This window comes from Phycicoccus duodecadis, from assembly GCF_002846495.1.
GTDB lineage: Bacteria > Actinomycetota > Actinomycetes > Actinomycetales > Dermatophilaceae > Phycicoccus > Phycicoccus duodecadis.
Genome location: NZ_PJNE01000001.1, coordinates 3,190,999 through 3,204,807 on the forward strand (window position 1 = coordinate 3,190,999; position 13,809 = coordinate 3,204,807).

Sequence of the window (13,809 nt, forward strand, 5' to 3'; positions counted from 1 at the left end):
GCCTGGAAGGTGAACGAACGGTGAACATCGGAGTGCCGGACGGCTCCGCGGGGTCCTCCCACCCGGCCCTACAGTGAGTGGCATGGGTGCGACACGGGTGGCCGTCATCGGAGCGGCGGGGCGGATGGGCGCGACCGTCTGCGCCGCGGTCGAGGCGGCCGACGACCTCGAGCTCGTGGGTCGCTTCGACGTCGGCGACGACCTGGGTGACCTCGCCGGGGCCGACGTGGTCGTCGAGTTCTCCGTGCCCGACGCCTCGCCCGGAAACGTCGCCCACTGCGTCGCCGCCGGCGTGCACGTCGTCGTGGGGACCACGGGCTGGTCCGACGACCGGCTGGCCACGTTGCGCGCCCGGGTGGACGCCGCGCCGGGCGTCGGTGTGCTCGTCGCGCCCAACTTCGCCGTCGGCGCGGTGCTGATGATGGAGTTCGCGCGCCGGGCCGCCCCGTTCTTCGAGTCGGTCGAGATCGTCGAGCTGCACCACCCCGACAAGGTCGACGCCCCCTCCGGCACCGGTGCCCGCACCGCCGAGCTCGTCGGTGCGGCCCGGGAGGCCGCCGGGGTCGGGCCGGTCCCCGACGCCACCACCCACGACCCGGACGGCGCCCGCGGAGCACGCGTGCACGGCATCCCGGTGCACTCGGTGCGCCTGCGCGGCCTGGTCGCGCACCAGGAGGTGCTGCTGGGCGGGCCGGGCGAGATGCTCACCCTGCGCCACGACTCCTTCGACCGCGCCTCGTTCATGACCGGCGTGCTGGCGGCTTTACGGCAGGTGCCGCAGCACCCCGGGCTCACCGTCGGCCTCGAGCACTACCTCGGTCTCGGCGGGTGACCACCCTCGTCGGGCTCGACCTGGCCGGCCGGCGTGTGGTGGTCGTGGGGGCCGGGGCGGTCGGGGTGCGGCGCACCCGGCGGCTGCTCGAGGACGCGGCCCGCGTGGTGCTGGTCGACCCCGAGCCCTCGGCCGACGCGCGCCGGATGGCCTCGCACGGCGACGTCGCGCTGGTCGAGCGCGCCGTGCGGGCCGCCGATCTCGACGGCGCCTGGCTGGTCGTGGCCGCGACGTCCGACCCGGCGACGAACGCCCAGGTGGCCGCGTGGAGCGAGGGCGCCGGCACCTGGTGCGTCAACGCCTCCGACGGAGCGTCCGGGTCGGCGCGGATGGCCGCCGCCGGGCGGCACGGCGACCTCGCCATCGGCGTGGTCAGCACCGAGGAGCCCGACCCGCGCCGCGCGGCGGCTGTGCGCGACGCGCTCGTGCGCCACGTCTCAGCGGGCGAGGTCGACCTGCGCCGGCGCCGGCCCGGGCAGGGCCGCGTCGTGCTGGTCGGCAGCGGACCGGGCGACCCCGACCTGCTCACCACCGGGGGCCGCGAGGCCCTGCGCACCGCCGACGTCGTCGTCACCGACCGGCTCGGCGCCACCGGCATCCTGGACCAGTTGCCCGACGACGTCGAGGTCGTCGACGTCGGGAAGAGCCCGACCAACCATCCCGTCCCGCAGGCCGAGATCAACCGCATCCTGGTCGAGCACGCCCTCGCGGGGCGCACCGTCGTGCGCTACAAGGGCGGCGACCCGTACGTGTTCGGCCGGGGCGGGGAGGAGGTGCACGCCTGTCGCGCCGCCGGGGTGATGGTCGAGATCGTGCCGGGCATCACCTCCGCGTTCGCGGTGCCGGCGCTGGCCGGCATCCCCGTCACCCAGCGCGGCGTCGCCACCTCGGTGCTCGTCACCTCCGGGCACGCGGGGGCCGACCCCGCGACCGTCGAGGCGCTCGCGGCCGGCGCCACCGTGGTGCTGCTGATGGCGGTCTCGTCGCTGCCCGACATCTGCGCCGCGGCACTGGCCGCTGGGGTCGACGCCGACCTCCCGGTGGCGGCCATCGAGCGGGGGTCGACCGCGCACGAACGCGTCACGCGCGCCCGCCTCGACACCGCCGCCGACGTGATGGCCGACGCCGGGGTGCGCCCGCCGGCCATCGTGGTCATGGGACGGGTCGCCGCGGAGGGCTTCCTCGACGACGAGGTCTGCGCGACCCTGGCACGGCCGGTGTCCCCGGACGCCGCCGACACCGATGACTGAGCCGGCCCCGCCGGTGCTGGTCGTGTGTGCCCACGGCACGCGCGACCCGGCGGGCCGCGCGGCCGTGCGGGCGTGCGTCGCCGCGGTGGCCGCCCGGCTGCCCGGGGTCGACGTACGCGAGGCCTACGTCGACGTGCACGCCCCCGAGGTCGCCGACGTCGTGGCCGACCTGCCGCGGCGCCCCGACGGCGCGGTGGCCGGCGTCGTGGTGCCCCTGCTGCTGGCCGCCGGCTACCACGTTCGGGTCGACCTGGCCGCGGCCGTGCAGGGGCGCCCCGACGTGCTGGTGACCGGGGCGCTGGGCCCGGACGACCTGCTGGTCGACGTCCTCCTCGACCGGATGGCCGCGGCGCGCGCCTCGTCCGAGGGGTCCGTGGTACTCGTCCCGGCGGGCTCCAGCGACGAGCGGGCGCAGGCCGGCTCGCGCGAGACGGGGCGCCGGCTGGGGGAGCGGCTGGGGCGCGACGTGCGGCTGGCCTTCGCCGCCGGCCCGCGGCCCCCGGTGGCGTGCGCGGTCACCCGGGCGCGCCTCGAGGGGGCGACCCCGGTGACGGTGGTGTCGTACCTGCTGGCGCCGGGGTTCTTCCAGCGCCGGCTCGAGGCCAGCGGCGCGGCCACCGTCACCGGCCCGCTGCTGCCCGACCCGCGCGTGGCCGACCTGGTGGTGGCCCGCTACCGCGCCGCCCTGGAGCCCGCCTGACGCCCGCCCCCGCCCCCCTCGGCTTTTCGGGGTCACCCCGAAAAGAGCACCGGACAAGGGTTGGCAGCCGGGGTCTCGTCGAGAAGGTCCTGGGTCGAGCCCGGGAGCGGGGGCTCAGGACCAGCCGACCGCGCGTAGCAGCCCAGCGGTCAGTGCCGCCCCCACCACCACGACCAGGAAGTTCGCCCGCAGCAGCAGCAGCCCCATGGCCACGGCCAGGGCCGCCAGCCGGGCGTCCAGCACCAGCGAGCCACCGTCGCCGACCAGGGTCTGCACCGTGACGAGGGCGGTGAGCAGCGCCACCGGCAGCAGGGCCACGACCCGGGACCGGCGCTCGCCCTCGACCCACGCCGCCGGCACCAGGTAGCCGGCCAGCTTGAGCGCGAACGCGGCCGCGCACGCGAGCAGGACCGTCGTCCAGGTGCTCACCGGGCCACCCGCCGGCGCGGCACGAGCCCCACGGCCACCGCCGCCAGGGCCGCGAGGATGACCGGCACCCCCGCCGGGAGCGCCGGGCTGGTCAGCAACGCCACGAAGGCGGCCAGCACCGCCGTCGCCGCGGCATCCCCGCCCCGCAGCCGCGGCCACAGCAGCGCCGCGAAGGCCGCCGCCGCCGCCGCGTCGAGCCCGTAGGTGCGCGGGTCGCCGATCGCGTTGCCGACCACCGCCCCGACGAGCGTCATCAGGTTCCAGCCCAGGAAGACCGCGATGCCGGTGACCCAGAACCCCAGCCGCTGGGCCGGCCGCTCGGGCTGGGCGACGCCCACGGCCGTCGACTCGTCGATGGTCAGATGGGCCGCCGCGAGCCGGCGCCATCCGGCCACCCCCAGGAAGCGCGAGGTCTGCAGGCCGTACAGGCCGTTGCGCACCCCGAGCAGGGTCGAGGTCGCGACGGCCGCCGCCCCGCCTCCCCCCGCCCCGAGCACCCCGACGACGGCGAACTGCGACCCGCCGCTGAACAGCAGCAGCGAGAGGGCCTGGGTCTGCCAGATGCTCAGGCCGGAGGCCACCGAGAGGGCGCCGAACGAGATGCCGTAGGCGCCGGTCGCGATCCCGACGGACAGGGCCTGCCGCCGCACCGCGCGGCGCCGGATGTCCGCGAGCGGCGCGTCGGCGGCCTCGCTCATCCCTCGTCGGCGCCGATGCCGGCCACCAGCCGGACCTCGCGCAGCGCGTCGCCGTCGGGGGAGACGACGCGGTCGCGGTAGGCGCCGTCGGGGCCGAAGCCGGAGGCGGTGAGGAAGGTGCGGGTGGCCTCGTCGTCGGCGGGCAGCCACACGGTGACGGCCTCGGCCCCGGCCTCGCGCAGCAGGTCGACCGCGGCGTTGACCAGCCGGGAACCGTGCCCCTGCTGGCGGGCGTCGGGATGCACCGCCAGCAGGCTCACCTCGCCCCAGGCGGGCTCGGCGTCCGGGTCCTGCGAGGGGCCGGTGGCGACCGCCCCCACGACCTGGTCGCCCGCGCACGCGACCATCAGCCGGTAGACGCCCTCGGGGGGGTGGGTCAGGCTCTCGCGCCAGGCACGGGCGAACGGCTCGGGCTCGAAGGCCGCGACGACCTCGGGCGACAGCCGGGAGCCGTAGGTGTCGCGGAAGACGACGGCCTGCACCAGCCCGACCGCCGGGGCGTCGTTGGGCCGGGCGCGCCGCACGCTGGCGTCGGCCAGCGGCCCGGGGGACGGGTCGTGCTCGTGGTCGTGGTCGTGCGGGTGGTCGCTCATCAGTGCCCCCGGAACCGCGGCTCGCGCCGCTCGGTGAACGCGGCGCGCCCCTCGGTGAGGTCGTCGCTGGCCCAGGCCCGGGCGAAGGCGGCCTCGTAGCGCGAGACCGCGGCGTCGTCGCCCGGTGCCACCCCGAGCCCCTGCTTGGTGCCGGCCTGGGTCAGCGGGGCCAGCCGGGCGGCGCGGCCCGCGAGGGCCACCGCGTCGTCGAGGCCCCCGCGCTCCTGGGCGAACCCCAGCCGCCACGCGTCGTCGGCGTCGAGCACGGCGGCGGTGAGGGTCAGGTGCCGCGCGGCACCCTCGCCCCAGAGGCGCGCGAGCCGGTCGAGCGTCCAGTGGTCGACCATCAGGCCGAGCTTCGCCACCGGCACGGCGAACCGCGCGGTGTCGGCCACCACCCGCACGTCGCAGGCGAGCGCGAGCTGCATCCCGAGCCCCAGGCACGAGCCCTCGACCGCTGCCACGGTGACCACCGGCACCGCCGCGAGGTGGCGCAGGACCTCGGCCAGCCGTTGGGTGAACCCGACGTCCTCGAGCTCGGTCAGGTCGGCGCCGGCGCAGAAGTGACCGCCGGCCCCGGTGAGCACCAGCGCGCGGGCGCCGGCGTCGACCGCCTCGACCACCGCCGCGTGCAGCTCCTCGAGGGCCTCCGGGTTCAGGGCGTTGCGCCGTTCGGGCCGGTCGATGGTGACGACCGCGACCTGGTCGGCGAGGGAAGCGTGGACGGGCACGGGCCCGACCCTACCCACCGGGTCGCAGCCGGCTCAGCGCCGGTCGTAGGTGACGAAGGCGAAGCCGTCGCGCGGGTCGCGCCCGCTCTCGTGCCACTGGCCGGGGTCGATGGGGGGGAACTGGACGTCGCCGGAAGGCTCCTGGTCGACCTCGGTGACGAGCAGCCGGTGCGCGAAGGGCATGGCCTCGGCGTAGACCTGGCCGCCGCCGACCACGAAGACCTCGTCGGTCGGCCCGGCCAGGGCCAGCGCCTCGGCCAGCGAGTGCGCGGTCTCGACCCCGGGATGGGCCCAGTGCGGCTGCCGGGTGATGACGATGCTGCGCCGCCCCGGCAGCACCCGGCCGATCGCGTCGAAGGTGCGCCGCCCCATCACCAGGGGGTGCCCCATGGTGGTGCGCTTGAAGTAGGCGAAGTCCTCGGGCAGGTGCCACGGCATCGCCCCGTCGGCGCCGATGACGCCGTTGCGGCCGACGGCGGCGATGAGCGAGACCCGCGTCATACGGCGATCGGGGCCTTGATCGACGGATGCGCCTCGTAGCCGACGAGCTCGAAGTCGTCGAGGTCGTAGGCGTCGATGCTCTCGCGCGCCGTGATGCGCATGGTGGGCAGCGCCAGGGGCTCGCGGGTGAGCTGGAGGGCCGCCTGCTCGAGGTGGTTCAGGTAGAGGTGCGCGTCGCCGAGGGTGTGCACGAACTCGCCCGCCCGCAGCCCGGTCTGCTGCGCGACCATCATGGTCAGCAGGGCGTACGAGGCGATGTTGAACGGCACGCCGAGGAAGACGTCGGCGCTGCGCTGGTAGAGCTGGCAGTCGAGGAACGCCGGGCCGCCGTCGGCCGCCGGACGCACGTAGAACTGGAACATGGTGTGGCACGGCGGCAGCGCCATGTGGTCGACGTCGGCGACGTTCCAGGCGGAGACGATGTGGCGGCGCGAGTCGGGGTTGGTGCGCACCGACTCGACGACCTTGGCGATCTGGTCGACGGTGCGGCCGTCGGGCGTGGGCCACGAGCGCCACTGGTGGCCGTACACCGGGCCGAGGTCGCCGTGCTCGTCGGCCCACTCGTCCCAGATGGAGATGCGCCGCTCCTGGAGCCAGCGCACGTTGGTGTCGCCGCGCAGGAACCAGAGCAGCTCGCCGATGATCGAGCGCAGGTGCAGCTTCTTGGTCGTGAGGACCGGGAAGCCCTCGGTGAGGTCGAAGCGCATCTGGTACCCGAAGACGCTGCGGGTACCGGTGCCCGTGCGGTCGGACTTCTCGACCCCGTGGGTCATGACGTGGTCGAGCAGCTCGAGGTACTGGCGCACGCGGCGAGACTACTCGTGGGCGCCGACGCCGGGGGAGGCGCCGGGGCCGCGCCGAGCCCCGGATCCGGGCCGCACCGGCCCCCCGCCGGGACCACTACTCTGGGGGACATGACGACGCCCTCCCCCTTCGGCCGCGTCCTGACGGCGATGGTGACCCCGATGGTGCCCGGCGGCGCCGTCGACGAGCGGGGGCTGGGCTCGCTGGTCGAGCACCTGCTGGCCACCGGCCACGACGGCCTGGTCGTCAACGGCACCACCGGCGAGTCCTCGACCCTCACCGACGACGAGAGCGTCGACACCGTGCACCGGGTGGTCGAGCTGGCCGCCGGGCGTGCGAAGGTGGTCGCGGGCTGCGGCTCGAACGACACCGCGCACGCCGTGCACATGGCCGGGCGGATGGCGCAGGCCGGCGCCGACGGGCTGCTGCTGGTGTCGCCGTACTACAACAAGCCCACCCAGGCGGGCCTGGTGGCGCACTGCCGCGCCGTGGCCGACGCCACCGAGCTGCCGGTGATGCTCTACGACATCCCCGGCCGCACCGGCATCCCGTTCGCCCCCGAGACCCTGCTGGCCCTGGCCGAGCACCCGAACATCGTGGCCGTCAAGGACGCCAAGGGCGACCTGTGGGCCTCGACCAGGAGCATGGCCGACACCGGCCTGCTGTGGTTCAGCGGTGAGGACGCCCTGACCCTGCCGCTGCTGGCCCTCGGTGCCGCCGGCACGGTCTCGGTCGTCGGGCACGTCGCCGGCGCGCAGTACGCCGCGATGGTGGCGGCCGTCGACCGCGGCGACCTCGAGCAGGCCCGCACCCTGCACCGTTCCCTCGTCCCCGTCGTCGACGCCGTCATGTCGACCTCTCAGGGCGCCATCATGGCCAAGGCGGCGCTCGTCGAGCTCGGAGTCATCGAGCACGCGACCGTCCGCCTCCCTCTCGTGGAGTCACCGCCGGAGCACCTCACCCTGCTCCGCGCGGCGCTCGCCACCCTCCCCATCCCGAAGGACGCATGAGCCACCCGCACCCCGACCTCGACACCCCCGCACCGCTCGCGAAGGGAGGTGTGCGGGTCACCGCCCTCGGCGGCCTCGGCGAGGTCGGCCGCAACATGACGGTCGTCGAGCACGAGGGCCAGCTGCTGGTCATCGACTGCGGCGTGCTGTTCCCCGACGACCACCACCCCGGGATCGACCTGATCCTGCCCGATTTCAGCTCGATCGCCGACCGGCTCGACCGCATCCAGGCCATCGTGCTGACCCACGGCCACGAGGACCATATCGGCGCCGTGCCGTACCTCCTGCGCCTCAAGCCCGACATCCCGCTCATCGGCTCCCAGCTGACCCTCGCCCTCATCGAGGCCAAGCTCAAGGAGCACCGCATCACCCCGTACACGCTCACCGTGGCCGAGGGCGACCGCGAGCGGCTCGGGGTCTTCGACTGCGAGTTCGTGGCGGTCAACCACTCCATCCCCGACGCCCTGGCCGTCTGTGTGCGCACCTCCGGGGGCACGCTGCTGCACACCGGCGACTTCAAGATGGACCAGCTGCCGCTGGACAACCGGCTCACCGACCTGCGCGCCTTCGCGCGCCTGGGGGAGGAGGGCATCGACCTCTTCCTCACCGACTCCACCAACGCCGAGGTGCCCGGCTTCACCACCCCCGAGCGCGAGATCGGGCCCGCCATCGGCAAGGTCTTCCGCGACGCCGAGCGCCGCATCATCGTGGCCTGCTTCTCCTCCCACGTGCACCGCGTGCAGCAGGTGCTCGACGCCGCCCAGAGCTCTGGGCGCAAGGTCGCGATGATCGGCCGCTCGATGGTGCGCAACATGGGCATCGCCGCCGACCTGGGCTACCTCAAGGTGCCCGACGGTGTGCTGGTCGACATCAAGCAGCTCAACGACCTGCCCGACGACAAGGTCGTGCTGGTCTGCACCGGCTCGCAGGGCGAGCCCATGGCGGCGCTGTCGCGGATGGCCAACCGCGACCACCGCATCGAGGTCGGGGCCGGTGACACCGTGCTGCTGGCCTCCTCGCTGATCCCCGGCAACGAGAACGCCGTCTACCGCGTGATCAACGGCCTGATGCGCCTCGGCGCCGTCGTGGTGCACAAGGGCAACGCCAAGGTGCACGTCTCGGGCCACGCCAGCGCCGGCGAGCTCCTGTACTGCTACAACATCGTCAAGCCGCGCAACGTGATGCCGGTGCACGGCGAGTGGCGCCACCTCGTGGCCAACGCCGAGCTCGCGATCGCGACCGGGGTGCCCCGGCGCAACGTCGTGGTCGTCGAGGACGGCGTGGCGGTCGACCTGGTCGACGGGCGGGTGCGGGTGGCCGGCGCGGTCGAGTGCGGCTACGTCTACGTCGACGGCTCCTCCGTGGGCGAGGCGGACGAGACCCTGCTCAAGGACCGGCGCATCCTGCGCGACGAGGGCTTCGTCTCGGTCATCGTCGTCGTCGACTCGAGCACCGGCAAGATCATCGCCGGCCCCGAGATCACCGCCCGCGGCTTCGTCGAGGACGACGACGTGTTCGACGAGATCGCCCCGAAGATCCTCAAGGCCCTCGACGAGGCCACCGCCCAGGGGGTCACCGACTCCTACCAGCTCCAGCAGGTGGTGCGCCGCACCATCGGGCCGTGGGTCGGGCGCAAGATCCGCCGCCGGCCGATGATCATCCCGACGGTCATCGAGGCCTGAGCGCGGCGCCCCGCCGGGGCGCGGCAGTGCACGGAGGGGGTCCGCCACCGGCGGGCCCCCTCCGGCGTCCCCGGACGGAGGAGCCTGAGAGATTCTCAGCAACATCCATCACAGTGGTCCTTCTCGACACCACGAGCCCCCTCAGCGTCACGGAATAGTGGGGTCTACTCGGAAGTAACCTGTTCGATCAGCAGACAGCCTGAGTAAAGAGTTCGTAAAGTACTCGTCAGTTGGAGGTCAAGGGCGCAGGGCCCGGAGCCTCCCGCAGGGCAGGGAACGGGACAGGGCCGCAGGGGGTCCGGGCCCGTGACCGGCCGGCAGGACGGGCCACGACCGCAGGGGGTCAGGGCCCGGCAGGGCAGCAGGGATCGGGTCAGGACCGCAGGGGGTCAGGACCCGGTGGCAGCACCAGATGCACCAGCAGCACCAGCACCACCAGCACCACCAGGAGCGACAGGCCAGGACCGCAGGGGGTCAGGGCCCGGAAGCTCCGGGAGCGAAGGGTCGGGCAGCAGGAGGCCACGACCACCAGCTCCGCGTCACGGCGGTCCGCGAGGCTCGATGTTCTCGCGGTCCTCCCGCTCGGCCCGGCCGGTGCCACGCGCACCGGGTGGACCGGACGGGAGGGCCGAGCCCCCCGCGGGCCGCCGGGACGCACCCCAGGGGCCACGCCCCCGGACCACAGACGGTGGCCCGCTCGACGACAGGGGTCGAGCGGGTCACCTCCGCGTCGGGCCCCGGAAACCCGCGCCGCCGTGCCGCGTGTGACGCGTGAGTCCGGTGTGACTCTCGCGTAGCCTGCGGACCATGGCGACCCGTACGTCCTCCAGCACCCGCGCCCGGAGCGGCACCCGCCGCCCGTCGACGCGGACCCGCACGGCGAGCCCGCGCAAGAGCTCGGGCGGCGCCCGCGCCGGGGGGCTGCCGCTGCCGCTGCGCGCCGCCCAGAGCACCTGGATGGGCCTGGCCCACGCCACCGGCGCCGTCGCCCGCAAGGTCGGTGACACCGGCCGCGACCTCGAGCCCGAGCACCGCCGCGACGGGCTCGGCTTCCTGCTGCTCGCGCTGGCCGTGGTCGTCGCCGCCCGGGAGTGGTGGGGGATGCCCGGGGCGGTCGGCGTCGTCGTGCACGCGGTCGTGGCCGGCACCTTCGGCAAGGTCGCCTACGCGCTGCCCCTGGTCCTGCTGCTGTTCGGGCTGCGCGTCCTGCGCACTCCCCAGGAGGACAGCGCCACCTCGCGGATGGCCGTCGGCACCACCGCCCTGGCCTTCGCCGCCTGTGGGCTGGTGCACGTCTCGGCCGACATCCCCACCCCGCCCGAGGGCGCCGACGGGATGCGGGCGGCCGGCGGCATCATCGGCTTCCTGGCCTCCAGCCCGCTCGCCGCGGCCGTCTCGGTCTACGGCACCGTGCCGTTGCTGCTCATGCTGGGGCTCTTCGGCGTGCTGGTCCTCACCGCCACCCCGCTGCACCAGGTGCCCGCCCGGCTGCGCGAGGTCACCGACCGGCTCACCGGCGCGACCCCGGCGGCCGAGCGGGAGGCCGAGCCCGCAACCCCGCGCAAGCGGCGCGCCCCGCGCGACGTCGCGCCCGAGGGCCCGCTCGTCGGCGACGAGCCGTTCGAGCAGGCCGCGGTGGTCGACCCCCGCACCGGCAAGCGGCTGCGCCCGGGCCAGAAGCGGCCGACCGAGGCCGACGTCCCCGCGGCCGCCGCCGGCGCGCCCGGGCAGTCGGCCGCCGCCGCGCGGGCCACCGAGAAGGCACCCCTCGAGCCGCCGCCCACCTCCCAGCTCCCGGCCCGGGTCGAGCAGCTCTCGCTGGCGGGCGACATCACGTACACCCTGCCCGACTCCGGCATCCTCGAGCCCGGCAGCCCGCACAAGACCCGCAGCGCCGCCAACGACGCCGTGGTCGACGCGCTCACCACCGTGCTCGACCAGTTCGACATCGACGCCCAGGTCACCGGCTTCACCCGCGGCCCGACCGTCACGCGCTACGAGGTCGAGCTCGGGCCGGCCATCAAGGTCGAGCGGGTCACCGCGCTCAGCAAGAACATCGCCTACGCCGTGGCGTCGGCCGACGTGCGGATCCTGAGCCCGATCCCGGGCAAGTCGGCCATCGGCATCGAGATCCCCAACACCGACCGCGAGAAGGTCAGCCTCGGCGACGTCCTGCGCAGCCAGGTGGCGCGCGGCACCGACCACCCGATGGTGATGGGCGTCGGCAAGGACGTCGAGGGTGGCTACGTCATCGCCAACCTGGCCAAGATGCCGCACCTGCTGGTCGCGGGGGCCACCGGCGCCGGCAAGTCGAGCTTCGTGAACTCGATGATCACCTCGATCCTCATGCGCGCGACCCCCGACGAGGTCCGGATGGTCCTGGTCGACCCCAAGCGGGTCGAGCTGACCGCCTACGAGGGCATCCCGCACCTCATCACGCCCATCATCACCAACCCCAAGAAGGCCGCCGAGGCCCTCCAGTGGGTCGTGCGCGAGATGGACACCCGCTACGACGACCTCGCCCAGTACGGCTTCAAGCACGTCGACGACTTCAACAAGGCGGTGCGCGCCGGTACGGTGCAGCCGCTGCCCGGGTCCCAGCGGGTCATCACGCCCTACCCGTACCTGCTGGTCATCGTCGACGAGCTCGCCGACCTGATGATGGTCGCCCCGCGCGACGTCGAGGAGTGCATCGTCCGCATCACCCAGCTGGCGCGCGCGGCCGGCATCCACCTGGTGCTGGCGACGCAGCGGCCCTCGGTCGACGTCGTCACCGGGCTCATCAAGGCCAACGTCCCCTCGCGGATGGCGTTCGCCACCTCCTCGCTCAGCGACAGCCGCGTGGTGCTCGACCAGCCCGGCGCCGAGAAGCTCATCGGGCAGGGCGACGCGCTGTTCCTGCCGATGGGCTCGAGCAAGCCGATGCGCGTGCAGGGCGCCTGGGTCACCGAGTCCGAGATCCAGGGCGTCGTCAAGCACGTCACCGACCAGCTCAAGCCGCGCTACCGCGACGACGTCACGGTCACGGCGCCCAAGAAGCAGGTCGACGACGACATCGGCGACGACCTCGACCTGCTGCTGCAGGCCACCGAGCTGGTCGTCACGACCCAGTTCGGCTCGACCTCGATGCTCCAGCGCAAGCTGCGCGTCGGGTTCGCGAAGGCCGGCCGGCTCATGGACCTGCTGGAGTCCCGCGGGGTCGTGGGGGCGTCCGAGGGGTCGAAGGCGCGCGACGTGCTGGTCAAGGCCGACGACCTGCCGACCACCCTGGCCCTCATGCGCGGCGACGACGTCCCCGAGGCCGACGACGTCTTCGACGGCCAGCCCCTCGACGGCGACTCCGATGCGGTGCAGCGCCACGTCGTGGCCCCGCACGGGCCCGTGGCCCCGGCGGCCCCCGCGGCCGCGCCGGTGACCGGGACCTCGCGCGACGACACCGCCGAGGTGCAGCTGCCGGCGTACGGCGGCGATGCCGTGGCCGACGCCCTCGACCGCTACCGCGAGGCCGTCGACCACGGCGACGACGACGAGCCGGGCGAGGACGCCTGGGAGCTCACCGGACGCCGCTGACGTCCTCCGGGTCCAGAGGCGTCAGCCCCTGTTCGAGGTGCGCCAGCACCTCGTCGACGAAGGCCAGCACGCCCTGCTCGCCCAGCACCGGGCCGCCCGCGAGGAGGGCGTCGGTGCCGACCAGGACCGCCGACGGCGTGCTAGGAGCCAGCGCGCGGTGGGCCACGCGGTGCGGGTCGAACCAGACGTGGCCGCGCAGCTCGGGATGGGCGCCGACGGTGGCGGCCTCGCCGAGCAGCACGGCATGGACCTCGACGGGGGCCAGCCGCTCGGCCCAGCCGGGCACCAGGGGGGCGACCCGCAGGCACGCGCCGCAGCCCGGGCTGAGGAACACCAGCAGCTGCGCGGCGAAGCGGGCGCGGCTGCCGAGCAGGACGAGCTCACCCTCCTCGGTGAGCAGCTGCACGTCGGGCACGGGGGTGCGCAGGTACTCGTCCTCGTCGCCGGCGGTCGGGGCGGCCACCCCGCCGCCGGCGTCGTCCGGCGCGCGCCACGTCACCAGGGCCGCGATGCCGGCGGTGAGGGCCGCGGCCGCCAGCCAGCCCCACGCGGCGGCCCCGGCGAGCAGGGCGGTCAGGACCGACACGTCGCGCAGCGCCGCCACCACCCCCGACGCCGCGGCCACCACGAGCAGCGCGTTGCGCGCCACGGTCGCCGTGGTGACCCGCTGGTCGCCGAGGGCGCCGAAGCATCCGCACTCGGCCGCCTCGGGCCCGCGCTGGGCCCGGGCGACCAGGGCCAGGTAGGTCCCGAAGAGCACCAGCACCGCGAAGGTGACGACCACCAGCCACACCCCGGTGGCCACCAGCAGCCAGAGCCCGAGGGCCACCTCCGCCCACGGCAGGAGGCGCCGGGCGGCCCGCCCGTCGAAGGGCGCGGGCACCGCGAGCGACGCGACCGCACGCTCGAGCGAGGCGGGGTCGCGCAGCTTCGCGGCCCCGCTCACCCACAGCACCACGGAGCAGGTGAGCAGGGGCAGCAGCAGCGCGCTCGGCATGTCGGCATTCTC

13 protein-coding genes are annotated in these 13,809 nt (G+C 74.8%); 6 read left to right on the plus strand and 7 right to left on the minus strand.

Features of this window, described 5'->3' with window-relative positions:
- Positions 1-82: 82 nt before the first annotated feature.
- From dapB to ATL31_RS14800, 3 genes are read left to right on the plus strand one after another with little or no spacing between them, the layout of a single operon-like run.
- Positions 83-832 carry a 4-hydroxy-tetrahydrodipicolinate reductase gene (gene dapB / locus ATL31_RS14790; protein WP_101396579.1) on the plus strand — a complete coding sequence of 250 codons (750 nt, stop codon included), beginning with the start codon at positions 83-85 and terminating at the stop codon, positions 830-832.
- Complete coding sequence (gene cobA, locus ATL31_RS14795) at positions 829-2,082, plus strand: uroporphyrinogen-III C-methyltransferase (protein WP_101396581.1); 1,254 nt, start codon at positions 829-831, stop codon at positions 2,080-2,082. The genes dapB and cobA overlap by 4 nt, the downstream gene beginning before the upstream one ends.
- Positions 2,075-2,782 carry a sirohydrochlorin chelatase gene (locus ATL31_RS14800; RefSeq protein WP_101396583.1) on the plus strand — a complete coding sequence of 236 codons (708 nt, stop codon included), beginning with the start codon at positions 2,075-2,077 and terminating at the stop codon, positions 2,780-2,782. The genes cobA and ATL31_RS14800 overlap by 8 nt, the downstream gene beginning before the upstream one ends.
- Before the next feature lie 114 nt (positions 2,783-2,896).
- Here the strand turns inward: ATL31_RS14800 and ATL31_RS14805 are convergent, their stop codons facing one another.
- Genes ATL31_RS14805 through ATL31_RS14830 form a run of 6 tightly spaced genes read right to left on the minus strand, consistent with a single transcriptional unit; the run spans position 2,897 to position 6,540 of the window.
- Positions 2,897-3,211, minus strand: a complete 315-nt coding sequence (locus tag ATL31_RS14805) for an AzlD domain-containing protein (RefSeq protein WP_101396585.1) — start codon at positions 3,209-3,211, stop codon at positions 2,897-2,899.
- Entirely contained in the window at positions 3,208-3,909 is a 702-nt protein-coding gene (locus tag ATL31_RS14810) for an AzlC family ABC transporter permease (RefSeq protein ID WP_101396587.1), read from the minus strand. The genes ATL31_RS14805 and ATL31_RS14810 overlap by 4 nt, the downstream gene beginning before the upstream one ends.
- The gene (locus tag ATL31_RS14815) at positions 3,906-4,502 is read right to left on the minus strand and encodes a GNAT family N-acetyltransferase (protein ID WP_101396589.1); all 597 of its coding nucleotides are present in this window, start codon (positions 4,500-4,502) and stop codon (positions 3,906-3,908) included. The genes ATL31_RS14810 and ATL31_RS14815 overlap by 4 nt, the downstream gene beginning before the upstream one ends.
- Positions 4,502-5,233: an enoyl-CoA hydratase gene (locus ATL31_RS14820; protein WP_101396591.1), complete on the minus strand. Its 732-nt coding sequence runs from the start codon at positions 5,231-5,233 to the stop codon at positions 4,502-4,504. The genes ATL31_RS14815 and ATL31_RS14820 overlap by 1 nt, the downstream gene beginning before the upstream one ends.
- A 33-nt stretch (positions 5,234-5,266) precedes the next feature.
- Positions 5,267-5,734: a dihydrofolate reductase gene (locus tag ATL31_RS14825; RefSeq protein WP_101396593.1), complete on the minus strand. Its 468-nt coding sequence runs from the start codon at positions 5,732-5,734 to the stop codon at positions 5,267-5,269.
- Entirely contained in the window at positions 5,731-6,540 is an 810-nt protein-coding gene (locus tag ATL31_RS14830; protein ID WP_101396595.1) for a thymidylate synthase, read from the minus strand. The genes ATL31_RS14825 and ATL31_RS14830 overlap by 4 nt, the downstream gene beginning before the upstream one ends.
- A gap of 108 nt (positions 6,541-6,648) precedes the next feature.
- Between ATL31_RS14830 and dapA the strand changes: the two genes are divergently transcribed.
- The 3 genes from dapA to ATL31_RS14845 all read left to right on the plus strand — a co-directional run bounded on the left by dapA (position 6,649) and on the right by ATL31_RS14845 (position 12,800).
- The gene (dapA, locus tag ATL31_RS14835) at positions 6,649-7,548 is read left to right on the plus strand and encodes a 4-hydroxy-tetrahydrodipicolinate synthase (RefSeq protein ID WP_101396597.1); all 900 of its coding nucleotides are present in this window, start codon (positions 6,649-6,651) and stop codon (positions 7,546-7,548) included.
- Positions 7,545-9,230, plus strand: coding sequence for a ribonuclease J (locus ATL31_RS14840; RefSeq protein WP_101396599.1), 1,686 nt, complete (start codon positions 7,545-7,547; stop codon positions 9,228-9,230). The genes dapA and ATL31_RS14840 overlap by 4 nt, the downstream gene beginning before the upstream one ends.
- A gap of 807 nt (positions 9,231-10,037) precedes the next feature.
- The gene (locus ATL31_RS14845; RefSeq protein WP_101396601.1) at positions 10,038-12,800 is read left to right on the plus strand and encodes an FtsK/SpoIIIE family DNA translocase; all 2,763 of its coding nucleotides are present in this window, start codon (positions 10,038-10,040) and stop codon (positions 12,798-12,800) included.
- On the opposite strand, the gene ATL31_RS14850 is transcribed toward ATL31_RS14845, so the two are convergent.
- Positions 12,784-13,797, minus strand: coding sequence for a MauE/DoxX family redox-associated membrane protein (locus tag ATL31_RS14850; protein ID WP_101396603.1), 1,014 nt, complete (start codon positions 13,795-13,797; stop codon positions 12,784-12,786). The two genes, ATL31_RS14845 and ATL31_RS14850, sit on opposite strands and share 17 nt — an antisense overlap.
- Positions 13,798-13,809: the final 12 nt, after the last annotated feature.

Coding starts and splice junctions, on each gene's coding strand:
- dapB (WP_101396579.1), top strand. CDS start 83: ATGGGTGCGACACGGGTGGCCGTCATCGGAGCGGCGGGGCGGATGGGC.
- ATL31_RS14800 (WP_101396583.1), top strand. CDS start 2,075: ATGACTGAGCCGGCCCCGCCGGTGCTGGTCGTGTGTGCCCACGGCACG.
- ATL31_RS14810 (WP_101396587.1), bottom strand. CDS start 3,909: ATGAGCGAGGCCGCCGACGCGCCGCTCGCGGACATCCGGCGCCGCGCG.
- ATL31_RS14815 (WP_101396589.1), bottom strand. CDS start 4,502: ATGAGCGACCACCCGCACGACCACGACCACGAGCACGACCCGTCCCCC.
- ATL31_RS14825 (WP_101396593.1), bottom strand. CDS start 5,734: ATGACGCGGGTCTCGCTCATCGCCGCCGTCGGCCGCAACGGCGTCATC.
- dapA (WP_101396597.1), top strand. CDS start 6,649: ATGACGACGCCCTCCCCCTTCGGCCGCGTCCTGACGGCGATGGTGACC.
- ATL31_RS14840 (WP_101396599.1), top strand. CDS start 7,545: ATGAGCCACCCGCACCCCGACCTCGACACCCCCGCACCGCTCGCGAAG.
- ATL31_RS14845 (WP_101396601.1), top strand. CDS start 10,038: ATGGCGACCCGTACGTCCTCCAGCACCCGCGCCCGGAGCGGCACCCGC.
- ATL31_RS14850 (WP_101396603.1), bottom strand. CDS start 13,797: ATGCCGAGCGCGCTGCTGCTGCCCCTGCTCACCTGCTCCGTGGTGCTG.